Annotated in this window: 23 protein-coding genes and 1 tRNA gene; 15 read left to right on the forward strand and 9 right to left on the reverse strand. The window is 67.0% G+C overall.

The features are described 5' to 3' along the window. Nucleotides 1–118: 118 nt before the first annotated feature. A tRNA-Arg gene (locus tag ASF08_RS02725) sits at nt 119–195 on the reverse strand. 210 nt (nt 196–405) lie between these two features. On the opposite strand from ASF08_RS02725, the gene ASF08_RS02730 reads away from it, so the two are divergent. Both ASF08_RS02730 and ASF08_RS02735 read left to right on the forward strand, forming a co-directional pair. Further along, nucleotides 406–699 (forward strand): hypothetical protein, encoded by a 294-nt coding sequence (locus tag ASF08_RS02730; RefSeq protein ID WP_056141009.1) that lies wholly within the window; start codon nt 406–408, stop codon nt 697–699. A gap of 26 nt (nt 700–725) precedes the next feature. Beyond that, a complete protein-coding gene (locus ASF08_RS02735; RefSeq protein ID WP_056141012.1) occupies nt 726–1,676 on the forward strand; it encodes an acetamidase/formamidase family protein in 951 nt (316 codons plus the stop codon). A gap of 95 nt (nt 1,677–1,771) precedes the next feature. On the opposite strand, the gene ybaL is transcribed toward ASF08_RS02735, so the two are convergent. After that, complete coding sequence (gene ybaL / locus ASF08_RS02740; RefSeq protein ID WP_056141015.1) at nt 1,772–3,598, reverse strand: YbaL family putative K(+) efflux transporter; 1,827 nt, start codon at nt 3,596–3,598, stop codon at nt 1,772–1,774. Between the two features lie 291 nt (nt 3,599–3,889). Here ybaL and ASF08_RS02745 point away from each other — a divergent pair, with 291 nt between their 5' ends. Further along, entirely contained in the window at nt 3,890–5,062 is a 1,173-nt protein-coding gene (locus ASF08_RS02745; RefSeq protein ID WP_056141022.1) for a YihY/virulence factor BrkB family protein, read from the forward strand. Between the two features lie 28 nt (nt 5,063–5,090). Here the strand turns inward: ASF08_RS02745 and ASF08_RS02750 are convergent, their stop codons facing one another. Beyond that, nucleotides 5,091–6,281 carry a PQQ-dependent sugar dehydrogenase gene (locus ASF08_RS02750; RefSeq protein WP_056141024.1) on the reverse strand — a complete coding sequence of 397 codons (1,191 nt, stop codon included), beginning with the start codon at nt 6,279–6,281 and terminating at the stop codon, nt 5,091–5,093. 128 nt (nt 6,282–6,409) lie between these two features. On the opposite strand from ASF08_RS02750, the gene ASF08_RS02755 reads away from it, so the two are divergent. The 5 genes from ASF08_RS02755 (at nt 6,410) to ASF08_RS02775 (ending at nt 11,615) form a co-directional block, all read left to right on the forward strand. After that, nucleotides 6,410–6,724, forward strand: coding sequence for a nucleotidyltransferase family protein (locus ASF08_RS02755; RefSeq protein WP_244474432.1), 315 nt, complete (start codon nt 6,410–6,412; stop codon nt 6,722–6,724). Further along, a complete protein-coding gene (locus ASF08_RS02760) occupies nt 6,681–7,067 on the forward strand; it encodes a HepT-like ribonuclease domain-containing protein (protein ID WP_244474433.1) in 387 nt (128 codons plus the stop codon). Before ASF08_RS02755 ends, ASF08_RS02760 begins: the two co-directional genes overlap by 44 nt. A 43-nt stretch (nt 7,068–7,110) precedes the next feature. Beyond that, the gene (polA, locus tag ASF08_RS02765) at nt 7,111–10,173 is read left to right on the forward strand and encodes a DNA polymerase I (protein WP_056141033.1); all 3,063 of its coding nucleotides are present in this window, start codon (nt 7,111–7,113) and stop codon (nt 10,171–10,173) included. A 128-nt stretch (nt 10,174–10,301) separates the two neighbouring features. Then, a complete protein-coding gene (locus tag ASF08_RS02770; RefSeq protein ID WP_056141036.1) occupies nt 10,302–10,622 on the forward strand; it encodes a GIY-YIG nuclease family protein in 321 nt (106 codons plus the stop codon). 270 nt (nt 10,623–10,892) lie between these two features. Further along, complete coding sequence (locus ASF08_RS02775) at nt 10,893–11,615, forward strand: DUF4142 domain-containing protein (RefSeq protein ID WP_056141041.1); 723 nt, start codon at nt 10,893–10,895, stop codon at nt 11,613–11,615. Between the two features lie 99 nt (nt 11,616–11,714). On the opposite strand, the gene ASF08_RS02780 is transcribed toward ASF08_RS02775, so the two are convergent. The 4 genes from ASF08_RS02780 to ASF08_RS02795 all read right to left on the reverse strand — a co-directional run bounded on the left by ASF08_RS02780 (nt 11,715) and on the right by ASF08_RS02795 (nt 14,456). Beyond that, entirely contained in the window at nt 11,715–12,464 is a 750-nt protein-coding gene (locus ASF08_RS02780) for a hypothetical protein (RefSeq protein WP_056141051.1), read from the reverse strand. Between the two features lie 66 nt (nt 12,465–12,530). After that, nucleotides 12,531–13,358 carry a pyrroline-5-carboxylate reductase gene (proC, locus tag ASF08_RS02785; RefSeq protein WP_056141052.1) on the reverse strand — a complete coding sequence of 276 codons (828 nt, stop codon included), beginning with the start codon at nt 13,356–13,358 and terminating at the stop codon, nt 12,531–12,533. After that, a complete protein-coding gene (locus ASF08_RS02790) occupies nt 13,355–13,858 on the reverse strand; it encodes a YbjN domain-containing protein (RefSeq protein ID WP_018045511.1) in 504 nt (167 codons plus the stop codon). Before ASF08_RS02790 ends, proC begins: the two co-directional genes overlap by 4 nt. 292 nt (nt 13,859–14,150) lie before the next feature. Beyond that, the gene (locus tag ASF08_RS02795) at nt 14,151–14,456 is read right to left on the reverse strand and encodes an accessory factor UbiK family protein (protein ID WP_018045512.1); all 306 of its coding nucleotides are present in this window, start codon (nt 14,454–14,456) and stop codon (nt 14,151–14,153) included. Nucleotides 14,457–14,685: 229 nt separating this feature from the next. Here ASF08_RS02795 and bla point away from each other — a divergent pair, with 229 nt between their 5' ends. The 5 genes from bla (at nt 14,686) to ASF08_RS02820 (ending at nt 19,927) form a co-directional block, all read left to right on the forward strand. Beyond that, complete coding sequence (gene bla / locus ASF08_RS02800; protein ID WP_156629429.1) at nt 14,686–15,573, forward strand: class A beta-lactamase; 888 nt, start codon at nt 14,686–14,688, stop codon at nt 15,571–15,573. Nucleotides 15,574–15,778: 205 nt separating this feature from the next. Beyond that, entirely contained in the window at nt 15,779–16,807 is a 1,029-nt protein-coding gene (locus ASF08_RS02805; RefSeq protein ID WP_338011734.1) for a hypothetical protein, read from the forward strand. A 222-nt stretch (nt 16,808–17,029) separates the two neighbouring features. After that, nucleotides 17,030–17,512, forward strand: a complete 483-nt coding sequence (locus ASF08_RS02810; RefSeq protein ID WP_056141056.1) for a hypothetical protein — start codon at nt 17,030–17,032, stop codon at nt 17,510–17,512. Between the two features lie 256 nt (nt 17,513–17,768). Beyond that, a complete protein-coding gene (locus tag ASF08_RS02815; protein ID WP_018045515.1) occupies nt 17,769–18,497 on the forward strand; it encodes a response regulator in 729 nt (242 codons plus the stop codon). Then, nucleotides 18,494–19,927: an ATP-binding protein gene (locus tag ASF08_RS02820; protein WP_056141059.1), complete on the forward strand. Its 1,434-nt coding sequence runs from the start codon at nt 18,494–18,496 to the stop codon at nt 19,925–19,927. The genes ASF08_RS02815 and ASF08_RS02820 overlap by 4 nt, the downstream gene beginning before the upstream one ends. A gap of 46 nt (nt 19,928–19,973) precedes the next feature. On the opposite strand, the gene ASF08_RS02825 is transcribed toward ASF08_RS02820, so the two are convergent. After that, a complete protein-coding gene (locus ASF08_RS02825; RefSeq protein WP_056141336.1) occupies nt 19,974–20,630 on the reverse strand; it encodes a glutathione S-transferase family protein in 657 nt (218 codons plus the stop codon). Between the two features lie 310 nt (nt 20,631–20,940). On the opposite strand from ASF08_RS02825, the gene ASF08_RS02830 reads away from it, so the two are divergent. After that, complete coding sequence (locus tag ASF08_RS02830) at nt 20,941–22,155, forward strand: polyhydroxyalkanoate depolymerase (protein WP_056141063.1); 1,215 nt, start codon at nt 20,941–20,943, stop codon at nt 22,153–22,155. Nucleotides 22,156–22,387: 232 nt separating this feature from the next. Further along, nucleotides 22,388–22,696, forward strand: coding sequence for a 30S ribosomal protein S21 (gene rpsU, locus ASF08_RS02835; RefSeq protein ID WP_018045519.1), 309 nt, complete (start codon nt 22,388–22,390; stop codon nt 22,694–22,696). Nucleotides 22,697–22,779: 83 nt separating this feature from the next. On the opposite strand, the gene ASF08_RS02840 is transcribed toward rpsU, so the two are convergent. Then, a complete protein-coding gene (locus tag ASF08_RS02840; protein ID WP_056141340.1) occupies nt 22,780–23,205 on the reverse strand; it encodes a response regulator in 426 nt (141 codons plus the stop codon). Between the last annotated feature and the right edge of the window lie 125 nt (nt 23,206–23,330).

A 23,330-nucleotide genomic window follows, 5' to 3' on the forward strand; every position in this document is an offset into this window, starting at 1 on the left:
ATCAGTCTGCCAAAGTAGAGCTAGTCAAGGGATACGCTGATTCGCGTATCTTGCTTCCGCATCGCTTCCACAGACCCACAAGGGCCTCGGTAAAAGTCAGCTAAGTCATTGAATTTGTTGGCGCACCCGACACGATTCGAACGTGTGACCTTTGCCTTCGGAGGGCAACGCTCTATCCAGCTGAGCTACGGGTGCTGACCGTGGACGACACCTAACCCAAGCCGTGGCCGCGCGCAACAATGTCGTTGGCCATGGGACATTCGAAGCGATGCCCGGGCGGCCAGGGGATGTCGCCAAGCTGCCGATGTTCGGCAACGATACGGGGCTCGGCGGCAATCAATACCGGCATGAGCAGGCTTCCCCTCCTGTCCGGCCATCCCGTCGACGCGGTCATCGCGGGCGGGCGTGGCCGGGCGCATCGGCTGGCGCAGACTCGCCTGCCGGGACGACGCGGCAGGCCGCCATCGCCCGCACGCACAGGCAGCCATTCCCGCCTTATCCTCTTTGACCGAGGGCATCCGGCCCTCCGTCGTCTCGACGATCAAGAGCCGGATCACTCTGGTCTTCGTGGAGCAGTACCGCAAATCTGCGCTCCGGCTCGCTGATTCCTTCGTCGTGCTCTCACGTGGCAGCGCGGTCGAACAAGGCACGCGGGAGACCTTGGACCACGCCACCCTGTCCCGGCACATCGCTGTCTGACCATCAGATCTCCGAAAGGCTCCCTCATGCCGACGCATCACGAGATTCCCGCGACACCCGACACGATGGTGCTCGGCTATTTCGACGCCGCTCTGCCGCCGGTCCTGGAGATCGAGTCCGGCGATACCGTCACGCTCCACTCGTTTCCGGCCGGCGGCAAGGAATCGCTCCATCCCGATCCGGCCAGGGTGCCGGCCGATTATCTCGCGGCCCTCGACACGCTGGCCTCCGGCCCCGGACCGCATTTCGTGACCGGCCCGGTCCATGTCCGCGGGGCCGAACCCGGCGACGTGCTCCAGGTCGACATCCTCGATCTGAAATTCCGCATGGATTGGGGCTTCGTGGCGATCCTGCCTCTGCTCGGCACCCTGCCGGACGAGTTCACCGACTACGAGACGATCCATCCCGACATCGACGTCGCCCGCGGCGTCGCGATCCTGCCCTGGGGCGCCGAGCTGCCCCTCGATCCGTTCTTCGGGATCATGGGCACGGCGCCTCCCGCCGCCTGGGGGAGGGTCGGCTCTCCGGTCCCCCGCGCCTTCGGCGGAAACATGGACAACAAGGAGCTCAAGGTCGGCACGGCGCTCTATCTGCCCGTCTTCAATCCCGGCGCCGGATTCTATGCCGGGGACGGCCACGGCGTGCAGGGCGACGGCGAGGTCTGCATCACGGCCCTCGAGACGGGGCTTTCGGGCACCTTCCGGCTCACCGTGCGCAAGGATCTCGGCTATGGGTGGCCCTTCGCCGAGACGCCCACCGATCTCATGACGATCGGCCTGCATGAGAGCCTCGACGATGCCATGCGCCAGGCGGTGCGCGAGATGGTCCGTCACGTCTGCGCACGCAGCGGACTGACCCGCAATCAGGCCTACATGCTGTGCTCGTTGGCCGGCAATCTGCGCATCACGCAGACGGTCGACGGCAACAAGGGCGTCCACATGCTGCTACCGAAAAGCGCCTTGTCCGCGCCGGGCTGAGCCGCAGACGAGCGCGCCCCTCGAGGTCGGTTCACCGGTCGGGATGTCGCCGCCGGCGCGCTCCCGTCGCAGAGCCGACGGGAGGAGCCGCGCGCCTACCCCTTCCCCTCCACCACGTCCGATTTGTGCGGGCGCAGTTCCGGCGCGCCCTGGTCGATTTCGGCCTCCACGGGGGCCGAGCGGCTTTCCACGCGGGTGCTGTCGACGAAGATGCGCGCTTCGCCCTCCTTCAGACCGAGGCTGCGCAGGGCGTAGAGCGTCATCCCGTAGGCGAGTTCGCGCTCGGCCATGAGGACGAGGCCGACGCGCTGCTCCTCGAAATAGTGGCGCTCGCCATCGTTGTGGGTGCGCACCAGCGTGTCGATGCCGGGATTGGCCTCGCGGGCGAGTTCGACGAGGCGCCGCGCCGTATGCGGTTCGGGCGACGCGATCACGATGAGCTTCGCCTGTCCGATATCGGCGGCTTCGAGGATGCCGGGCGCGGTGGCGTCCCCGAACACCGCCTCGACGCCGTCCTTGCGCAGGTCGAGGACGCGGCGGCGGTCGCGGTCGATCACGAGGTAGGGCATGTCCCAGGTGGCGAAGGCGTTGGCGATGGTGCTGCCGACACGGCCGTAGCCGATGACGATGGCGTGGCCGCGATGGGGTTTGGCCTCCTCGGTGACGGCCATCGCCGCAGCACCTCGCCGCTCGAACCGGGCCGCGAGGTCCGGCCGCTCGGCGAAGAAGCGCGTCGCCCGGTCGGCCAGCACGAAGAACAGCGGGTTGAGGGTGATGGAGAGGATGGCGCCGCCGAGGATGAGATCGCGCCCCTCGGTGGGGAGCAGCTTCAGCGAGAGCCCGAGGCTGACGAGGATGAACGAGAACTCGCCGATCTGCGCCAGACTTGCCGCGATGGTGAGGGCCGTGCCGATGGGATGCTTGAAGGCCAGCACGATGGCCACGGCGGCAAGCGATTTGCCGAGGAGGATGATGCCGAGGACCGCGAGGACCGAGAGCGGTTCGCGCAGGAGGATGCCGGGGTCGAACAGCATGCCCACGGAGACGAAGAACAGAACCGCGAAGGCATCCTGCAGCGGCAGGGAATCGGCGGCCGCCTGATGGCTGAGGTCGGATTCGGCCAGCACCATGCCGGCGAAGAAGGCGCCCAGCGCGAAGGAGACCCCGAAGAGCTCGGCCGATCCGAAGGCGATGCCCAGCGCCAAGGCGAGGACCGCCAGGGTGAAGAGCTCACGCGAGCCGGTGCGGGCCGCCTGATCGAGGAGCCAGGGCACCACGCGGCGCCCGCCCACCAGCATCACCAGGGCGAACACCGCGACCTTGGCCAGCGTCAGCGCCAGGGTGAGCCAGATGTTGCCATCGGCGACATGGTGGGCCGCGCCGTCGCCGGTTCCCCCGAGGGACGGCGCGAGGGCGGGGAGCAGGACCAAGGCGAGGACCATGGCGAGATCCTCGACGATGAGCCACCCCACCGCGATGCGGCCCTTGTCGCTGTCGAGGAGCCGACGTTCCTCCAGCGCCCGCAGCAGCACCACCGTGCTCGCCACCGACAAGGCGAGGCCGAAGACGAGGCCGGCACCGATCCCCCAGCCCCAGAGATGCGCCAGCAGGCCGCCCATGGCGGTGGCGGCCACGATCTGCACGATGGCCCCCGGCAGGGCGATGGTGCGCACCGCCATCAGGTCCTTGATCGAGAAGTGCAGGCCAACCCCGAACATCAGCAGGATCACGCCGATCTCGGCGAGCTGGCTCGCGAGTTGGCTGTTGCCGACGAAGCCGGGCGTGTACGGCCCCACGAGCACGCCCGCGAGGAGATAACCGACCAGGGGAGGCAGCCGCAGGCGTTGGGCCAACATCCCGCAGGCGAAGGCCAACACGAGACCGAGGGCGATGATGGCAATCAGCTCTGTCGCGTGCGGCACGGGGCGGTCGTGTCCTCGTTTGGGAGATTTCGCGAAAACGGTGAGGGCAACGGCGGCCGAGGGCAAGCGCCGAATGGCGGCTCGTAACCGCAGACGGGTTTACAGTCCGTGCCTGGGAGCACGCACCGTGCCGAACGGCGCCCCGGCGGTTCCCCCGCGGTCTTCTCTGTACGCTGCAAGACCGTTCTATGCCCTGACGGACCGTCGGGGGCGCGGCATGAAACCCTCCGCGTGCCGGAAGGTTGTCGAAGGGAATTGTATTCACTTTCCGCTCCACAGGACGAACCGCCGATGGCCGAACCACATCACGAACCGGCGGGAGCGGCGGGCCCTGCACAAGCGGGCTCCACCCTATGGACGCTGGGGCTCGTGACCGCGCTCGTCGGTCTCGTCGTCCTGCCGAGGAAGGGCACACGGCCATCCTCGTCCGGGTCATTGTCGGACCCGTCTCCATCCGCCCCGCGCACGAGCGAGCCCTCCCCCTCCCATGAGGGAAGGGACGCCAAGCACGTCGCCAGGACGGAGACCGAACGGGGGCGGCAGGCATCCAAGCCCTCGGAAATCCCGGCCAAGGGCTGGAAGGACATCGGCCTGCGGGTCTTCCACGATGTCGGCGAGAACAACCTCGTCTCCGTGGCCGCCGGTGTGACCTTCTACGTTCTGCTAGCGATCTTCCCGGCCATTGCGGCCCTGGTCGCCTGCTACGGGCTGGTGGCGGATGTCGCGACCATCAACGACCACCTCCAGAACCTCCAGGGCGTCATCCCGTCCGGTGCCCTCGACATCGTCGGCGAACAGGTGAAGCGCATCGCGGAGAAGGGTGACACCACCCTGGGCCTGACGTTCTTCACCGGTCTGGCCTTGTCGATCTGGAGCGCCAATGGCGGGATGAAGGCGGTCTTCCAGGCCCTCAACATCGTCTACGAGGAGCGCGAGACCCGGAACTTCTTCTGGCTCAACCTGCGCTCCCTCGCCTTTACTGGGGGTGCCCTGCTCTTCATCGTCCTGGCGCTGGTGGGCATCGTCGTGGTGCCGGCGGTGATCAACGTCGTCGGTCTCAGCGCGGAGGCCTGGTACATCTCGCTCCTGCGCTGGCCGGTGCTGCTGATGGCGGTGCTCGCCGGTCTCGCCCTGCTCTACCGCTACGGTCCGAGCCGGGATGCGCCGCGCTGGCGCTGGGTCACCTGGGGCAGCGCCATCGCCGGCGTGCTCTGGCTTGCGGGCTCGCTGGGCTTCTCCTGGTACGTCTCCAATTTCGGCAAGTACAACGAGACCTATGGCTCCCTCGGTGCCGTCGTCGGCTTCATGACCTGGATCTGGATCTCGACCACGATCGTGCTGCTCGGCGCCGAGATCAACGCCGAGATGGAGCATCAGACCGAGATCGACACCACGGTGGGACGCGACCGGCCGCTCGGAACGCGCGACGCCCGCATGGCCGACACGGTGGGCGCCGCGCGCTGAGCGGCACCACCGTGTCCCCTCGCCCGGATCAGTCCTTGTAGCTGATCCGGTAGACGATCCCGTGCTGGTCGTCGCCAAGGAAAAGGCTTCCATCCTTGGCCACCGCCAGACCGAACGGCCGGGCGAAGCGCGACCAGCCGCTCGGGCCGCCCTCGGTGAGGAAGCCCGACACGAATGGGGTGATCGACGTCGGACGGCCCTTCTCGAAATGCACGCGCAGGACCTCGTAGCCGCTCGGCGGCTTGCGGTTCCAAGAGCCGTGCATGGTGACGAAGGCATCGCCTTTGTATTCGGCCGGGAACTGCGCGCCGTCGTAGAAGGTGAACTGCATCGAGGAGGCGTGTGCCGTCCAGGTGAGCACCGGCCGTTCGCTGTCCTTGTCCCACTGCTCCAGGGAGCTTTTGGGGACCTCGCGATAGAGGTTCTTGACGCCGGCGCCGAAGATGTAGGGCCAGCCGTACTTCTTGCCGGGCTCGATCCGGTTCAGCTCCTCCGGCGTCTCGTTGTCTCCGAGCCAGTCGACGCCGTCGTCCCAGCCGTAGAGGGCCTTCGTCCCAGGCTCCCAGGCAAAACCGATGGTGTTGCGAAGTCCCGAGGCGACGATTTCCCGGCCCGACCCGTCCGGCTTCATCCGTACCATCGTGGCGTTCTCGGGGTTGCGCTCCTCGCATTCGTTGCAGGTGGAACCGAGGCTGGCATAAAGCCAGCCGTCCGGCCCGAAGCCGATGGTGCGGTTCGGGTGCTGGCCGGCATCGGGCAAGTCGGAGACGAGCCTCGTCTCCGGTCCGAGGCTGCCGTCCGCCTTCATCGGCGCGGAGAAGATCTCCTTCACCGTCACGTAGAACAGGCTGCCGTCATGGACGGCGAGGCCGTGCACATCCGGCTTCTTCAGGACGACCTTCCGCTTTGACGCGTCGGCCGCGTCGATCCGGGTGACCGTGCCGGCATCGCGGTCGCTGACATAGAGCGCCCCGTCGGGGGACACGACGATGACGCGCGGCGCGCCGAGATCGCGGGCGAAGGCCTCGATTCTGAACCCTGCGGGGAGTTTCAGGGCGGCGATCCGCTCCGGTGTCGCCTCGAGTGGCGCGGCCTTGACCACATGGGCTTCGATCGTCGCGGTGCCGGGATTCTGGAGCGCCTGAGCGAGGACCGGCAGCGGGGCGGCGGAGAGGGCGAGGGTCAGGGCGAGATGCGCCGGGCGGCGGATCTGAATCATGTGGGACACTATCCGGGGCTAGGAGGGATGCATCGGGAACGCGGCCCCGGAATCGGCTGTTCCGGCACGCGACACTTGCACTCGTTCTCTCGCGCGACCGCTCGCAGCCTCTTCAGCAAAGCCCGGTCTTGCGCTATCGTCGCCGCATGGATTCTAGGACGGCCATCGGTATCCTTCGTGCACATGAAGGCGAGTTGCAGCGGCGCGGCGTTCGTCACGCCGCTCTATTCGGCTCTGTCGCGCGCGGCGAGAGCCATGCCGGAAGCGATATCGATGTGATGATCGAAATCGACGAGACGACGATCCGCAGCGTTTACGATTATGTCGGCGTGACCGACTTCATCGGCGAGCTTTTCCCGATCTCCGTCGACGTGTCCAACAAGGACATGCTCAAGCCGCATGTTCGCCCTGCGGCGGAACGCGACGCTATCCATGCTTTCTGAGCGCGGCCGACGCGCGCTTCTCGGGATCGTGGAGAACATCGAGGCGGCACAGGATTTCGTCGTCGGATTACGCCTCGATGAGTTTTCGACCGACCGGCGTAATCTTTATGCCGTCACGCGCTGTCTGGAGATCGTCTCCGAGGCGAGCCGCTGCGTCGACGCAGTGACGCGAGAACGGCATCCGCACATCGCTTGGCGGCAGATCGCCAACGCAGGCAATGTTTATCGTCACGAATACGATATCGTATCGCCCGGCATGACCTGGCGGACCGTCCAGGAGGACCTTCCGGGCCTCCTGATCGTCTGCAAGGCCGAACTGACGCGATTACCCGGCGGGTCATGACGGGTCCAGCGACCACCTTCCCTTTCTCCGACACGATTGCGCAATGACCAGCACGCCGACTTCTCCCCCCGCCCCCGTCGGCCCCGGCGATCAGATCATCCTGGTGGACGGGTCGTCCTTCATTTTTCGGGCCTACTTCCAGTCGATCAATCAGGACCAGAAGTACAACACCCGCCCCTCGGACGGCCTGCCCACGGGGGCGGTCCGGCTGTTCTGCACCAAGATCGCCCAATTCGTTCAGGACGGCGCGGCGGGGATCAAGCCGACGCATCTGGCCATCGTGTTCGACAAGTCGGAGGGCTCGTTCCGCAAGGAGCTCTTCCCCGACTACAAGGGCCACCGCCCCGACGCGCCGGACGACCTCAAGCGCCAGATGCCGCTGATGCGCGAGGCCGTGCGGGCTTTCGGCCTGCAGCCCATCGAGTTGGAGCGCTACGAGGCCGACGACCTCATCGCCACCTATTCGCGCCAGGCCGAGGCGCGGGGCGCCGGCGTCATCATCGTCTCCTCCGACAAGGACCTGATGCAGCTGGTGGGGCCGCTGGTGCGGTTCTACGATTTCGAATCCGGCGTGAAGGGCAAGCCCGGGCACCGGCCCGAGCGCAACCTCGACCTCGACGCCATCATCGCCAAATGGGAAGGCCTGCAGCCGAACCAGATCGGCGATGCCCTGGCGCTCATTGGCGACACGTCCGACAACGTGCCCGGCGTCCCCGGCATCGGCCTCAAGACCGCCGCCGCGTTGATCAAGGAATACGGCAGCCTCGACGCGCTGCTGGAGCGGGCGGGCGAGATCAAACAGCCCAAGCGCCGCGAGACCCTGCTCGCCAGCATCGACCAGGCGAAGCTCTCGCGCCGGCTGGTGGCGCTCGTCGAGGACGTGCCGCTCCCCGTGGCCCTAGACGACCTGCGCCTGCCGGCCCCCGACCCGCAGAAGCTCGTGGGCTTCCTGAAGGCGATGGAGTTCAACACCCTCACCCGCCGCATCGCCTCGATGCTGCATGTGGACCCCGAGGCGGTGAAGCCCGATCCGGCCCTGCTGCCCGGCTCGGACGGCTCCGAGGCGCCGCCGTTCGAGGGAGGGGCTGGGAGCGGGGAGGTCGACCCCTTCGCCAATCTGAACCTGCCGGAGGGCGGGCCGAAGCCGCGCGGCCCCGCCGAGGCGACGCCCTCCTCCCTCGTCGCCACCCGTGCGGCGGAGGGGACGAACCCCATCGACACCACGGGTTACGAGACGATCACCAGCCTCGCTCAATTGGAGGCCTGGATCGCCGAGGCGCGCGAGGCCGGGGTGCTGGCGGTGGATACCGAGACCGACTCCCTCGACGCCAACAACGCCGCCCTCGTCGGCGTCTCCCTGGCGGTGGCGCCGGGGCGGGCGGCCTACATCCCCCTCGCCCATCTGGAGCCGGTGCCGGCGTCCGAGGCGAGCGACCTGTTCGGCGATGCCAAGGCGGCCACGGGGCAGTTCAGCCCGGTCACGGGCCAGATCCCGATCGATGCCGCCCTGACGGCCTTGAGGCCGCTCCTCGAGGATCCGGGCGTCCTGAAGGTCGGCCAGAACATCAAGTACGACTGGCTGGTGTTCCGGCGCCAGAGCGTCGCCATCGAGATCGCTCCCTTCGACGACACGATGCTGATCTCCTACGTGCTCGATGCCGGCAAGGGCGGGCACGGCATGGACGAGCTCGCCCGCCGCCATCTCGGCCACCAGCCGATCAGCTTCTCGGACGTGGCCGGCACCGGCAAAGCCAAGATCACCTTCGACAAAGTGCCCCTCGACAAGGCCACCGCCTACGCCGCCGAGGACGCGGACGTGACCTTGCGCCTGTGGCGGATGATGAAGCCGCGCCTCGTCGCCGAGCGCCGGGTGACGGTCTACGAGACCCTGGAGCGCCCCCTCATCCCGGTCATCGCCCGGATGGAAGCGGCGGGTATCCGCGTCGACCGCAACATGCTGAGCCGGCTCTCGGGCGACTTCTCGCAGATCCTCGTCCGGCTGGAGGAAGAGATCCAGGAGGATGCCGGCGAGCGCTTCCAAGTTTCCTCGCCGAAACAGATCGGCGACATCCTGTTCGGCAAGATGGGCCTGCCCGGCGCCAAGAAGACTCCGTCCGGCCAATGGGCCACGCCCGCCACCCTGCTGGAGGAACTGGCCCAGGCCGGGCACGAACTACCGAAGAAGATTTTGGAATGGCGTCAGCTCGCCAAGCTGAAATCGACCTACACGGATTCGCTGCAGCAGCATGCCGACCGGGAGACCGACCGGGTCCACACCTCGTTCTCGCTGGCGGCCACCACCACGGGGCGGCTCTCCTCTTCGGAGCCGAACCTGCAGAACATCCCGATCCGCACCGAAGAGGGCCGGCGCATCCGCCGCGCCTTCGTGGCGCCGGAAGGCAGGAAGCTGATCTCCGCCGATTACAGCCAGATCGAGCTGCGCATCCTGGCTCACATCGCCGATATCCCGCAGCTGCGCCAGGCCTTCGAGGACGGCGTCGACATCCATGCCGCCACCGCCAGCGCCATGTTCGGCGTGCCCTTGAAGGACATGACCTCGGACCTGCGCAGGCGCGCCAAGACGATCAATTTCGGCATCATCTACGGCATCTCGGCCTTCGGTCTCGCCGACCGCCTCGGCATCGGCCGCGAGGAGGCATCCGCCTTCATCAAGCAGTATTTCGAGCGCTTCCCCGGCATCCGCGCCTATATCGACGACACCAAGAAGCTCTGCCGGGATCTCGGCTACGTCACCACCCTGTTCGGCCGCGTCTGCCATTATCCGCAGATCCGCTCGAACAACCCGAACGAGCGCGCCTCGGTGGAGCGCCAGGCCATCAACGCCCCGATCCAGGGCTCGGCCGCCGACATCATCCGCCGGGCCATGACCAGGATGGAAGAGGCGCTGCGGGCGGAAAAACTCAACGTGACCATGCTGCTGCAGGTGCACGACGAACTGGTGTTCGAGGCCTCCGAGGACGAGGTGGAGAAGGCGCTCCCCGTGATCCGCCGGGTGATGGTCGAGGCGCCCTCCCCGGCGCTGACCTTACGCGTGCCGCTGGTGGTGGAGGCGCAGGCGGCGGGGAACTGGGAAGAGGCGCATTGAGCGTCGTGCTGCTCTCTCACCTTATCCCAAGGCGGAGCCCTCCAGTTCGTGCGGTGGATTCTGGAGCCCTCCTTCCAGGCCCGCTACCGCGGGCACCTCAGGATGAGGTGGTTGGATAGGAGTTCGGGATGGCCGCCTTTGCCTACATCCTGCGCTGTGCCGACGGCAGTTACTACGTCGGATCGGCTCGCGGTGAGACCCTGGACAAGCGGCTCGGCGAGCATCACGCCGGGACGTTCCAAGGGTACACGAGCAAGCGCCGTCCCGTGGTCCTTGTCTATGCCGAGGAGTTCGAACGGGTCACCGAGGCGATTGCCTTCGAGAGTCAGGTAAAAGGCTGGAGCCGGGCGAAGAAGGAAGCGCTCATCGCCAGTGATTGGGACGCATTGAAGTACCTTTCGAAACGTCCCGCCGCTCAACATTTGCCCGACCCACCCGCCTCATCCTGAGGTGCCGGAGCGTAGCGGAGGCCTCGAAGGAGGCTTCCAGAAACCACTGCGATCCCTGGCCCCCTCCTTCTGGGCCGCTTCGCGGTGCCTCAGGATGAGGTGATGGGGTAGGAGGGCGAACGAGCGCCATGTCACAAATAGGTGAAGCATGCCGCATCGCACCGCAGCCATGCCCTCCAAGCAGGAACCGCCCCGTTAACGAAACGTTCATGCCGGACGAAACGTTCGTTCAACCAAACGCCGCAAAGGCGTGTGAGGACAACCTCCGCCATGATCAACACCAAGCTTTTCGCCGCCCTCGGCTTCACCGTCGCGGCGATTACGACCCCGGCCCTCGCTCAGGAGCCCCTCGGTATCCGCGTCGCTCCCCAGTTCGACGCCAACGCCCCCGAAGCCCGGGACACCTCCTCGTTCCGCGCCGCCGCCCTGCGCTCGGATGCCGTGAGCATCGAGTCGAGCCGCATCGCCCTGGAGCGCTCGCGCAACCCGAACGTCCGCAACTACGCCAAGAACGTGCTGGTCGAGCGTGAGGCCACCACCAAGGCGCTGCTACCCGAGGGCACCTCGCTGACCGCCGGCGGCACCGTCGTCTCCGACAGCCAGCCCTTCGAGACCCGTTTCGACAATCCGGTCGGCGTCGTCCTCGCCCCGGTGACGATCTCGGCCACCATTGCATCGCGGATCGTCAGCGGCGTGCTCGGCGGCGTCGGCATCATCGACAACACCCCCGGTGAGCCCGGCCGCCGCGTCGCCATCGGCCCTGACGGTCAGGCCCGGATCGACCGCCTGAAGAATGCCCGCACCGGCCGTGAGTTCGACCGCACCTTCGTGCAGCAGCAGGCCCGTTCGGATGCCCGCACCCTCGGCCTCTACGAGTCCTACTCGCGCAACGGCGACAACGCCCAGGGCCGCGAGTTTGCCAACCAGGCGCTCCCCTACATCGCCAACCAGCACGGCCACTCGGCGGTCCTGGCCAACCGCATCGGCGGCTGATCGACCAGCCTGACATGGAAAGGGCCGCCCGATGGGGCGGCCCTTTTCGTTTGGACCCAATCCACCCTCTCCCCTCTGCGGGAGAGGGAAAGTGTTCTGTCACACCGTCTGCTGGTCGACCTCGTCCTCGGGCCGCTGGCCCCGGCGCCGGCGGGCGCCGCGATCGAGGAGCGAGCGGCCCAGGGCGCGGAACGGCGCGGTGAGGCGGCGGGCGTCTTCGGCGCGCTCCATGAAGCGCTCGCCGTTGCGGATCTCCTTGTCGAGCCGGGCCATGGTGCGGGCGAGGGCCGGATCGTCGTCGTCGAGCCAGACTTCCACCGTGCGGGCGAAGGCGATGACCACGCCCTGAAGCTTGATCCGGCCGAGCGGCCCCTCGGTATCGATGCCGGCGGCCGCCAGCATGAAACGGTGGGAGTTCAGCGCCACACCGTTCAGGGCGACAAGGGAAAGCGGATCGCCACGCAACGCATAGGAAATCCGGCGCAGGGCGTCCTTGTAGGGCGTCATCGCATCGAGCCGGCGCATGAGCACGTCGAACAGACGCTCGCGGGTGGGCTCCTCGGCGAGGTCGGAGGAATCGCCCTCCAACACCTTGCGGTCGATGATCCGCGACAGGCCGCCGAGCACGGCCCCCTTGGAGGGGAACAGCTCCCGGAACTCGGCCAGCGACAGGCCGGCCTCACGGGCGATGTCGCCGATCTCGATGTCGTTCCAGGGCTGCACGGCGGCGAGCCGCATCAGGGCCTCGACGGCGGCCTCGCGCGGGGATTGCCGCGGGGCGGCGACGGCGATGTCGGTCCCAGCGGTCTCGTCACCGCCCTCGGGCTTCGCACCTGTGGTGTTTGCCATGGTCGTTCGATCCTCGTGTCTGTTCCCTACCATGTAGGTTGCGCAGGCGGATCGGTTAGGGGCGGCTCAGCCGGAGAGCTCGCCGGCCCGCACCGCCGCCGCGGCGACCGCTTCGCGCATCAGGTCCGGCACGCCGCCATCGCGCATGAGCACGGCCAGCGCCGCCGCCGTGGTGCCGCCGGGCGAGGTCACGTCGCGCCGCAACTGCCCCGCCTCGTAGGGACTGGCGGACAGAAGCGCCCCTGCCCCCGCCACCGTGGCACGGGCGAGCCGGGCGGCCATGTCGGCGGGCAAGCCGGCGGCCACGCCCGCCTCCGCCATGGCCTCGGCCAGGAGGAAGACGTAGGCCGGGCCGGAACCGGACAAAGCCGTGAGAGCGTCGATGAGCGCCTCGTCGTCGAGCCATTCCACCGCGCCGACGCCCTTCAGCAGCGCATCGGCCTGGTCACGCTGATCGGGGGATACGTCGGCATTCGCCACCGCTCCGGTAACGCCCCGCCCGATGCTCGCCGGAAGGTTCGGCATCGCCCGGACGATCGCGCGGGCGGAGGGCAGGCGGCGGCTCAGGTCGGCGATGGTCTTGCCCGCCAGGATCGAGACGACGAGCGTGTGGGGTGCGATCAACCCGTCGAGGAGGCCGGCGGCGCCCTCCAGCCCCTGCGGCTTGATCGCGAGGATCAGCGCATCGTTGGTCGGCACGTCGCTCGGGTTCAGGGCGATGCCGTGGCTCTCGCAGAGCCGCACCATCTCGGGCGAGGCCTGCGGATCGACGACGCATGTCCTGGCGGCATCGAGCCCCCCTGCGAGCCAGCCCGCCAGCATCGCGCCGCCCATCTTGCCCGCCCCCACCAGGGTGAGGGACGCGGGCAAGGCCGAGGAAGACGGAACGCTCACGCCTCGCCTTCGGTCTCGAACAGGACCGCATCCAGGGATTCGCGGGCGGACTTGCCCGCCCAGAGCACGAACTGGAACGCCTGATAGTAGCGCTCGCAGGCATCGACAGCGGATTTCAGCATCATCGCGCACTGGCTCTGGGTCGGCGCGGCGCCGTCCGTGAGCAGCAGCGAATGCCGGAACATCACCACGCTGTCGGTGGACCACAGGTCGAAATGGCCGACCCAGAGCTGCTCGTTGACGAGGGAAATGAGGGTGAGGATCTCGGTGCGGCGATGCGCCGGAACCTTCAGATCGAAGGCGCTGGCCACGTGCAGGGCCTCCACGTCCTCGATCCAGGTGAAGGCGACATGGTAGTCGGACCAGCGGCCGGCCACGGCCACCGACATCTCGTCGGTCTCGGCCCGGTCGAAGATCCAGTCACGAAGGGAGGCGAGCCGCTCGACGATGTCGAGGGGGTGCTCGTTCCGGTCGAGGCCTTCGATGTGGAGTTGGGTCATAGCGGTCCAGGTTGGCGTCCCGGGAGGGGCGCCGATAATGGTGAACGACAATCGATCCCGCTCACGAGTCGCCGTTCCCAAGCTGAATCCCCGCATAGGCAAGGCAGAGCTTGTTCGGCAAGAAGTTGAAGGGTCGAAGGTCGGGTCCGGGGGCGAAGCGAATCAGTGCTTCACTCACTATAGACCGTGGCGGACTCGCGTTTCAAAGCGCTCGGGAGAAGCGGTGAACAGGAAAGCGGATTTCCACCATTCCTTCCTGTGCACAAGCTTGAACCCGAGCGGCGCGCCCGAATCAGACCGGCGTGGCGGGCGCAGGCGGCGTATCCTGCGCACCCTGACGGCCTTCCAGCACCGAGACGCGAGCGGCGAGGGCATCGTTCTGGCTGCGCAGCGCCGAGACGAGATCGCGCAGGACGTCCACCTCCTCGCGCGACGCGATGTCCATGTCGCGGATAAGGCGCTCCACCTGCGCCTTGAACACCGTCTCCGCCTCGCGCTTCACCCCCTGCGCCGCCCCGGCGGCGTCGGTCATCAACCGGGCGAAATCGTCGAACAACCGGTTCGAACCGCGGCCCGCGCCGTCCTTAGAGCCTTGCATCGTCGTCTCCCGAGATCGAGGCCCGCGTCGGACATCGCGCCGGCACCTGAGAGGAGGAGATAAGAATCGACGGCCCGCGAGGCAATCCGATCCCCCGCCCCGGAGACGAGGAATCGACGGCCGGACAAGCCGAAGCTCCATTCCGCCGGCCAGGATGACACCGCAAAGCCGCCGCCTTGCTCGGCGACGCTCCGCTTCAATCGAAGACCGATCCCCGGCGAGGACGAGCATGATCAGGCGACGCGAATTCACCCTCGGCGCGGCCGCCTGGGCCGCGGGGAACTGGTTCGGCGCGGGAGGCCCCGCCCTGGCTGAGAGGGCGTTCCGCCGGGATCTCGCCGACCGGTTCGCACGGATCGAGGAGGCGAGCGGCGGGCGGCTCGGGATCGGCCTTCTCGATACCGGCAGCGGCGCCCATGCGGCGCATCGCGGGGACGAGCGTTTCCCCCTGTGCAGCACGTTCAAGGTCCTCGCCGCCGGCGCGGCGCTGGCGCGGGTGGACCGGGGCGAGGACGGCCTCGACCGGCGCCTGCGCTACGAACTGCGCGAGGTCGTGCCGTATTCGCCCGTGAGCGGGCCGAGGGCGGGGGGCGAGGGCATGACCATCGCCGAACTCTGCGAAGCGGCCGTCACGCTCAGCGACAACACCGCCGCGAACCTCCTCCTCGGGACGATGGGTGGCCCGGCCGGGCTCACCGGTCATATCCGTCGTTTCGGCGATGCGACGACCCGGCTCGACCGTACCGAGCCGGACCTGAACGAGGCCGCCCCCGGCGATCCCCGCGACACCACCACGCCGCGGGCCATGGCGGAGACGCTCCGGCACCTCGTCCTGGCGGACGCGCTGTCGCCTGCCTCGCGCGCCCTGCTCACCGCCTGGCTCGTCGGCTGCCGCACCGGCGATGCGCGGTTGCGCGCCGGCCTTCCGAAGGACTGGCGCATCGGCGACAAGACCGGATCGGGGGAGAACGACACCGCCAACGACGTCGCCGTGATCTGGCCGCCGCGCCGGCCTCCCCTCGTTCTGACGGTCTACCTGACCGGGGCGAGGACGTCGTCGGAGGCCCGCAGCGCCACCATCGCCTCGGTGGCCCGGGCCGTCGCCGCCTTCGCGTAAGCGTCCCTTAAGCGCCGATCTGCCAAGCTCGACCGCAGGACGGATGGAGTGACGAGGATCGGGTCGGCCCCGCTGCCGCATCTTCGTCGCCCGGGAGGGGCGGATGATGAACAGGGGCCGCGGATATCGCGTCGGCATCGCGCATAAGAGGGCCGGGGAATCGAGGATCGCCTCGCCTGTCGCACTCGCATTCGGGATCGCCGCCTTGAGCCTCGCCGCGTACCCGACCCATGCCGCCGACAGGCCGGATTACGACGGCTTCCGCCAGGGAACGTATCTTTCCTATCTCGACGCGGCGGAGGATGGCGCCGAGATGACGCGCTCGCCGCGCCTCGGCCTGTCCTTCGGGGGAGAGGTGCGCCCAGTGCTCATGGATACCGGCTCCACCGGCATCGTCGTCTCGGCGAGCCGCATCCCCGGCTTCGACTCGATGCCCTCGCGGCCGGGGCGGCTGACCTACAGCAGTTCCGGGCGGATCATGATCGGGCGCTGGGTGACGCTACCGGTCACGCTCGTCGGCGGCAACGGGGCCAGCGTGACCACCACGCCGCTCCCCGTCCTGGCGGTCACCGAGATCGCGTGCACGGACACTGCCCGTGCCTGCACGCCGGAAACGATGCCCGGCCACGTGGCGATGTTGGGCGTCGGCTTCGGACGGGAGGGGGACTCGCAGAGCCAAAGCACGCCCGACACCAACCCGCTCCTCAACCTTGCGCCCGAGGGCAGGAGCCCCGCACGGCGCGGCTACGTGGTGACGCGGGCGGGAATCCATGCGGGCCTCACCGGAGCCAATACGCGCGGCGACATCCGCTTCGTGAAGCTCGATCCGCACCCCGACATTCCCGGTGAATGGCAGGGCGTGCCCGTCTGTATAGCGGTGAACGGGCAAGCCCCCGGCGCCTGCGGTCGCGCGCTCGTCGATACCGGCGTGTCGGTGATGTACCTGACCTTGCCAGGAGAGGCCGTGGACGGCGCCGTCGCCACCGATGACGACGGCCGGAACCAGTTCCTGCCCGGCACCCGCCTCGGCTTCACCTTCCCCGGACGAGGCTCCGCACCGGCGGCGGCCTACGACATCGTCGTGGGTGAAAATACCCCGCTCTCGCCGGGCAAGGTGACCCTCAACACCCGTCGCCCGGAGCCCTTCGTGAACACGGGCCTGCGCTTCCTTAACGGTTTCGACGTGCTCTACGACGCTGATGGCGGGTATTTCGGGTTTCGCAGGCGGCAGTAGAAATCTCAAGTCGAGATAGAAACTACTCAAATCGTGGCCCTTATTATATTTAAATTTTTACTCATAGCAAATTACTGAATTTCCGAATCACGCTAACTCAGCAATAATCCATTGAGAGCAAGATATAAAATGTTTTCTCCAAATCTTACTAAATCTGATCATATAAAAATTATTGAGAACATGTCGAATCTAGATTTCGCTTGCTTTCGATATTGCCAAGAGATGGCAGGCACCTATCTTGCAATTGGTCGATTCGAAGATATGTTAATCACTGCGATGCACATGTGCGATCGCATCAAGCTAAAGAAAGAGCTTGGCGCCGACGCTGAACGCTGGGAAAAGTCCCTAGCCAAGAAAGAGTTACTACAGGGATCTACGCTCGGAAATCTTATCAAGATACTAGATTCCAACGGGATCAATGCTGACGATATTAGATACCTGAAATGGATTAAGGACAAGCGGGACTATTTTGTTCACCGTCTTTTCCATGAAGGTGCATGGCCCGGGGATTTAGACGAGGAAGATTGTGCTTACATGACGCGCCGACTTCTGGCGATCCAGATCTGGCTTTCACGTGCCCAGCGCAATATTTGGTCGATATTCGAAAGAGCTAATTTCGTCGAATTACAACATCTCGCCGATGGAGGAATCTTGGCAATGAATGCGGACCTCCACAAAATTCTCAACGGTGAAGAGCAATCATAAAGCAAACATCAAGACAGAACTTTGGAGTTCTTGCCATTTAACCGCTCGCGCTCGTTTGGGTGCTTTTTGCAATAAGAAATAAGTTTAAATTGAGGCGCGACCCAGAGGCGCCTAATGGAGACATCTTTCTTGCGAGCGAAGTTTGCCGAGCATATCTATCAAAGTGGCCCGAAACAGACGTTTACAATTCTGCTCTTGCGATCCCCTTCGAATCCCTCCGCCGAGGCGTCATAAACGGCCACCGGATGGACGAGACATGACGCAGACGAATTCCGCCACGCCCCATATCCTCGTGGTTGAGGACGACCGCGAGATCAGCGCCCTGGTGGCGCGCTATCTTCGCGCCAACGAGTGCCGGGTGAGTCTCGCCGGGGATGGGCGCGAGATGGACAAGGCACTGGCGGATGCGCGCGTCGACCTCATCGTCCTCGACCTGATGCTGCCGGGCGAGGACGGGTTGAGCCTGTGCCGGCGCCTGCGGGCCGGGTCCTCGATCCCGATCTTGATGCTCACCGCCAAGGCCGAGGAGATCGACCGGATCGTCGGCCTCGAGATCGGCGCGGACGATTACCTCGCCAAGCCCTTCAACCCGCGCGAGCTCCTCGCCCGCATCCGCGCGATCCTGCGGCGGGGTGCGACCACGGAGGCCGCCGGCGACGACGGCGCCCGCCGGCTGTGCTTCCTCGACTGGACCCTCGACGTCTCCCTGCGCCAGCTCCTCAGTCCGGAGGAGGCCCGCATCACCATTACGGGCGCGGAGTTCGACCTGCTCCACGCGCTCTGCCTCAGGCCCGGCCGGGTGCTCTCGCGCGATCAGCTCCTCGACCTGACGCAGGGGCGCGCCGCCGGCCCGTTCGAGCGCAGCATCGACGTCCTCATCAGCCGCATCCGGCAGAAGATCGAGGCCGATCCGCGCAATCCCGAGATCATCCGCACCATCCGCTCGGGCGGCTACCTGTTCACGCCGGCGGTGACGCGCTCGTGAGCACCGAGGGGAAGGACCGCTGGCGCCGCCTCGTCGGCACCCCGCCGCGCAGCATCGCCGGCCAGATCGCGGTCCTCAGCGTGGCCGCCATCGTCGTCAGCCATGCGGTGGCGACCCTCGCCTTCTTCCTGCTGCGCGAACCTTGGAACCCGGACAATCATCCGGGCGTGGCCGCGACCCGGCTGGCCACCATTGTCCGCCTGCTCGATGCCGCTCCGCCGGGGGATCGGCTGCGCTTGCTGCAGGACGCGGCACGCAGCCTGCCCTCGCTGCAGATCGAAACGGCCCCGGCCTCGCCGGAACCTCCGTCCGCCAGCACGCGGAGCGAGCGGCCCGACCATCCCATGGTCAAGCGCATGCGCGAGGGGTTCGGCCGGCCGCTCACCATCACCGATCTGTCCCCGCCGGGCCGGAAGGAGCCGGGGGGCGGCACCCGCATCGGCATCCTGACGCCCTCGGGGGCGAGCCTGCGGGCCACCCTGCCGGACGACGACCGACCGCCTTTCGGCCCCGGCCCGATCGTCTTCACCTTCGTCCTCCTCGGCATCACCCTGTCCCTCATGTCGATCTGGGCGACGCGGGCCCTGACCGCCCCGCTGGCGAAGCTCGCCGAGGCCGCCGACGCCTTCGGCACGGGCATGAACCTCGTGGCCCTGCCCCGGAACGGGCCGAAGGAGGTGGCGGCGGTCTCGCGCGCCCTCGACACCATGCGCGGGCGCGTCCGCCGACTGATCGACGACCGAACCCAGATGCTGGCGGCGATCAGCCACGACCTGCGGACGCCGATCACCCGCCTGCGCCTGCGGGCCGAGTTCATCGAGGACGACCACGCCCGCACCATGACCCTGCGCGACCTCGACCAGATGAACGGATTGGTGGAAGCCGCCCTGTCCTTCATCCGGGACGGCCAGGCGGGCGGCGCACACAGCCTCGTCGACCTCGCCTCTCTGGTCCAGACCGTATGCGACGGCTTCACCGATGTGGGCGCCGACGTGTGCCTGGAACAGACGCGCCACGTCCTCGTGCGCGGCCGGGCGGACGATCTGCAGCGGGCCATCGTCAACCTCGTCGACAATGCGGTGAAGTATGGCGGCTCGGCACGCCTGACGATTCATCCATCCGAACAGGGCGTGGCGCTGGAAGTGTCCGACGACGGCCCCGGCATTCCCGAGGCCGAGCGCGACGCCATGGTGCAGCCCTTCGTGCGCGGGGACCGGACTCGGAATCTCGACGAGGCCAGCGGTTTCGGCCTCGGCCTCTCGATCGTGCTCGCCATCGTGGAGGGGCATGGCGGACGACTCAGCCTGTCGAACAAGGCGCCCCGCGGCCTCGTGGCCCGCGTCGACCTGCCCCTCGCCGTCGCTCAAGCAACGCCGCCGCGCGCGGCCCCGATACCGAACCACGGGGCCGCAGCACCGGTCGCCCCATGATTTTCGCATCCGGACATTTCGGATTGTCGGCCGGGGGGCCGGCCCCTCAGAACTCCATGTCGAGTTCTTCGATCTCGTCGGGCTCGGCGGCGGCGGCCTCGGTCCACTCCACCATCAGCGGCCAGGCGAGGATGGTGTCGCGATAGGCGGCGACCTTGCGCGGCAGCGGGACGTCATAGGTCTGGAACCGGGTGCAGACCGGCGCGAACATGGCATCGGCCAGGCTCGGGCGCGTGCCGAACAGGAACGGGCCGTCGTAGCGCGACAGGCAATCCTCGACGATCGTGATGATCCGCTCGATATCGCCCCGGGCTCCGTTGAAGATCTTGAAATCGGTGTGACGGGCCCGGAGATTCATCGGCAGCGCCGAGCGCAGGTTGATGAACCCGCCATGCATTTCGCCCGAGATCGAGCGGCAGCGCGCCCGGGCCACGGGATCCTTCGGCAGGAAGCCCGCATCGGGATAGGTCTCGTTGAGATACTGGGAGAGGGCCAGGGTGTCCCAGACCTCGATCTCGCCATGGACGAGGCGGGGCACGAGGAAGGACGGCGACAGATGCAGGAGCTCGGCCCGCGTGGATGCGTCGTCGCCGGACAGGACTTCGGTCTCGAAGTCGAGCCCGGCCATGCGGCAGACCAGCCATCCCCGCAGCGACCACGAGGAGTAGTTCCGGCTCGAGATCGTGAGCGTGGCGACCGGCATGTCCATCCCCTGTTGTCGTTATCCCCGAATGTCCATGGAGTTCTCGGCCCGGGATGGCTGGGGACATCCAAGTCTCGTGCCGCGCCGAGCCACCACCCGCCCCAAGAGATAATCCTTTCCTGTTACGAGGATGGGACAGTGGTGCATTCTCACAACATTTATTACAGATCGTATTGTGGGCCGATTGCGTTGTGCGCAACCGTGGCTCAGCCTAGCGGGCCGTGAACGACCGTCCGGAGACGATCCGGCGGCCGTGAACGACACAGCGAATGGTTCGCTATCCGATCGTTCGCGCAGGAGTTCGAGCGTCATGCTCTACGATGCCTTCGAAGTGCAGTCCGACCTCGCCCAGCGCACCCGCTCCTGGGGCAAGCTCGTCCACGATGCCGTATCGCCCTGGGTCGGTTCGGGGAACGCGGCTCCGATGAACTGGTGGTCGGCTGGCGCCCGGATGATGATGCGCGCCGGGCTGACCTTCGCCCGCCCCGCTTTCGGCATCGACAGCATCCGGGTCGGCAACCGCGAGGTTCCGGTCACCGAGGAGGCGACGTTCTCGACGCCGTTCGGGACGCTGCTGCGCTTCAGGAAGGACATCGATACCGAGCAGCCCAAGGTGCTCGTGGTGGCGCCGCTCTCGGGCCATTTCGCCACCCTGCTGCGCGGCACGGTGCGCACCCTGCTCGCCGACCACGACGTCTACATCACCGACTGGCACAATGCCCGCGACGTGCCCTTGGCCGACGGCCCGTTCGGGTTCGACGATTACGTGGATCACCTGGTGCAGTTCCTCGGCGCGATGGGCGAGGGCTCTCACGTCGTTGCGGTCTGCCAGCCGGCCGTCCAGGCGCTCGCCGCCGCCGCCGTCATGGCCCAGTCGAAGGACATCGCGCCGCCGCGCAGCATGACGCTCATGGCCGGGCCGGTGGATTGCCGGATCAGCCCCACCTCGGTGAACAAGCTCGCCACCTCGAAGCCGATCGCGTGGTTCGAGAAGAATCTCATCGCCACCGTGCCCAAGCGCCATGCGGGGGCGGGCCGACGGGTCTATCCCGGCTTCATGCAGGTCTCGGCCTTCGTCTCGATGAATGCCAAGCGCCACCAGCAGAGCCATGCCGACCTGTTCTGGCACTTCGCCAACGGCGAGACCGACAAGGCCAACCAGATCGAGACCTTCTACGACGAGTATTTCGCCGTCCTCGACCTCGCGGCCGAGTTCTACATCGAGACGGTCCAGACGGTGTTCCAGGATTACACCCTCGCCAAGAACGAGCTGACCTATCGCGGCAACCCCATCGACATGCGCTCCATCCGCAGGACCGCGCTGATGACCGTGGAGGGCGAGCGCGACGACATCTGCGCCGTCGGCCAGACCATGGCGGCGCACGATCTGTGCAGCAGCCTGCCCCCGCACATGAAGAGCCACCACCTCCAGGCGGGCGTCGGCCATTACGGCGTCTTCACCGGCCGCAAGTGGGAGGGGCAGACCTACCCGCTCGTGCGCAACTTCATCCAGTCGCACGCATGAGGATGCGGGTCCGGCTCAGGATTTAACCGAGAGCGGTTGGAACTCGTGTCCGCTTGGTGTATGAGCCTGCCCCAAGTGAGTTTTCAGCGTCGATTCGAGACCGTCACACACAGGTCCCTCCCTGGAGCGATCCAGGGTATGGGGCTATTGGCGGTTTGCCCTCGTCGGACAGGCGGGGGCGTTCGGAGAGGGCGCCGTCCGACAAACATATGTCTCTAAAGGATCAAGTCCGTTGCAGGTACTCGTTCGCGATAACAACGTCGACCAGGCACTCCGTGTTCTCAAGAAGAAGATGCAGCGCGAGGGCATCTTCCGCGAGATGAAGCAGCGCAAGGCCTACGAGAAGCCCTCCGTGCGCAAGGCACGCGAGAAGGCTGAGGCCGTCCGCCGCGCCCGCAAGCAGGCCCGCAAGACCGCCATCCGTGAGGGCCTGATCGCCGCTCCGAAGCCGAAGCCCCGTTTCGGCGCCGGTGCGCCGCGTCGTCCGGGTGGTTCGCCGTTCGCTCCGAGCGCCGCTCCCTCGACCAACGTCGCCTCGTAAGGCCGAGCGGCCGGTCTCGCACCGGCCCTCCTTCGCTCTCACACGACGCCCGGCCGCGGAAGCGGCGCGGGCGTCGTGTCGTTTCAGGCGATGCCCACGGCAGCGGACGCGTGTTCCGCCTCCACCAGCACGTCGAGGGCGCGCCAGGGCTTCTGCATGTAGACCGCCTGTTCGGGCAGGCGGCCGGTACCGCGCTCGTCGTAGCCCGAGGTCAGGACCATCCGCACGTCGGGCCAGCGCCGTTCCACCGTCCGCGCCAGGGCGATACCGTCCATGGCCCCGCCGAGGCGCACATCGGCGAAGAGCAGGGCGACGTTCAGTCCCTTGCGCTCCAGGACGCCGATGGCCGCCTCGGCGCTGTCACAGGCGATGACGTCGAGATCGGTTTCTTCGAGGATGGCGGTGGCGAGGTCGCGGACCGCCGCATCGTCCTCCACCACCAGGGCGACGGGGCCATCGATCTGAGCTCGTGATGCAGCGCCATCGGTCGAGCGGGTTGTGCGATCCATGAGGTCACTTTCCAAGGAATGAGGCCAGGCACGATGCCGGCCCTGCGGGGCGTCCTGCGCCCGGTCGATGATTCGATGATGCCGAGGCTGCGCCGCCGGGCCGGGATCGGCAAGGGTACGATGCG

The sequence above is a fragment of the Methylobacterium sp. Leaf85 genome, from assembly GCF_001422125.1.
In the GTDB taxonomy this organism is placed as follows: domain Bacteria; phylum Pseudomonadota; class Alphaproteobacteria; order Rhizobiales; family Beijerinckiaceae; genus Methylobacterium; species Methylobacterium bullatum.

Excerpts from the sequence above, each read along its gene's own strand:
- ASF08_RS02735 (WP_056141012.1), top strand. The coding sequence starts at position 726 with ATGCCGACGCATCACGAGATTCCCGCGACACCCGACACGATGGTGCTC.
- ASF08_RS02745 (WP_056141022.1), top strand. The coding sequence starts at position 3,890 with ATGGCCGAACCACATCACGAACCGGCGGGAGCGGCGGGCCCTGCACAA.
- ASF08_RS02750 (WP_056141024.1), bottom strand. The coding sequence starts at position 6,281 with ATGATTCAGATCCGCCGCCCGGCGCATCTCGCCCTGACCCTCGCCCTC.
- ASF08_RS02760 (WP_244474433.1), top strand. The coding sequence starts at position 6,681 with ATGTTCGCCCTGCGGCGGAACGCGACGCTATCCATGCTTTCTGAGCGC.
- polA (WP_056141033.1), top strand. The coding sequence starts at position 7,111 with ATGACCAGCACGCCGACTTCTCCCCCCGCCCCCGTCGGCCCCGGCGAT.
- ASF08_RS02770 (WP_056141036.1), top strand. The coding sequence starts at position 10,302 with ATGGCCGCCTTTGCCTACATCCTGCGCTGTGCCGACGGCAGTTACTAC.
- ASF08_RS02775 (WP_056141041.1), top strand. The coding sequence starts at position 10,893 with ATGATCAACACCAAGCTTTTCGCCGCCCTCGGCTTCACCGTCGCGGCG.
- ASF08_RS02780 (WP_056141051.1), bottom strand. The coding sequence starts at position 12,464 with ATGGCAAACACCACAGGTGCGAAGCCCGAGGGCGGTGACGAGACCGCT.
- ASF08_RS02790 (WP_018045511.1), bottom strand. The coding sequence starts at position 13,858 with ATGACCCAACTCCACATCGAAGGCCTCGACCGGAACGAGCACCCCCTC.
- ASF08_RS02795 (WP_018045512.1), bottom strand. The coding sequence starts at position 14,456 with ATGCAAGGCTCTAAGGACGGCGCGGGCCGCGGTTCGAACCGGTTGTTC.
- bla (WP_156629429.1), top strand. The coding sequence starts at position 14,686 with ATGATCAGGCGACGCGAATTCACCCTCGGCGCGGCCGCCTGGGCCGCG.
- ASF08_RS02810 (WP_056141056.1), top strand. The coding sequence starts at position 17,030 with ATGGCAGGCACCTATCTTGCAATTGGTCGATTCGAAGATATGTTAATC.
- ASF08_RS02815 (WP_018045515.1), top strand. The coding sequence starts at position 17,769 with ATGACGCAGACGAATTCCGCCACGCCCCATATCCTCGTGGTTGAGGAC.
- ASF08_RS02825 (WP_056141336.1), bottom strand. The coding sequence starts at position 20,630 with ATGCCGGTCGCCACGCTCACGATCTCGAGCCGGAACTACTCCTCGTGG.
- ASF08_RS02830 (WP_056141063.1), top strand. The coding sequence starts at position 20,941 with ATGCTCTACGATGCCTTCGAAGTGCAGTCCGACCTCGCCCAGCGCACC.
- ASF08_RS02840 (WP_056141340.1), bottom strand. The coding sequence starts at position 23,205 with ATGGATCGCACAACCCGCTCGACCGATGGCGCTGCATCACGAGCTCAG.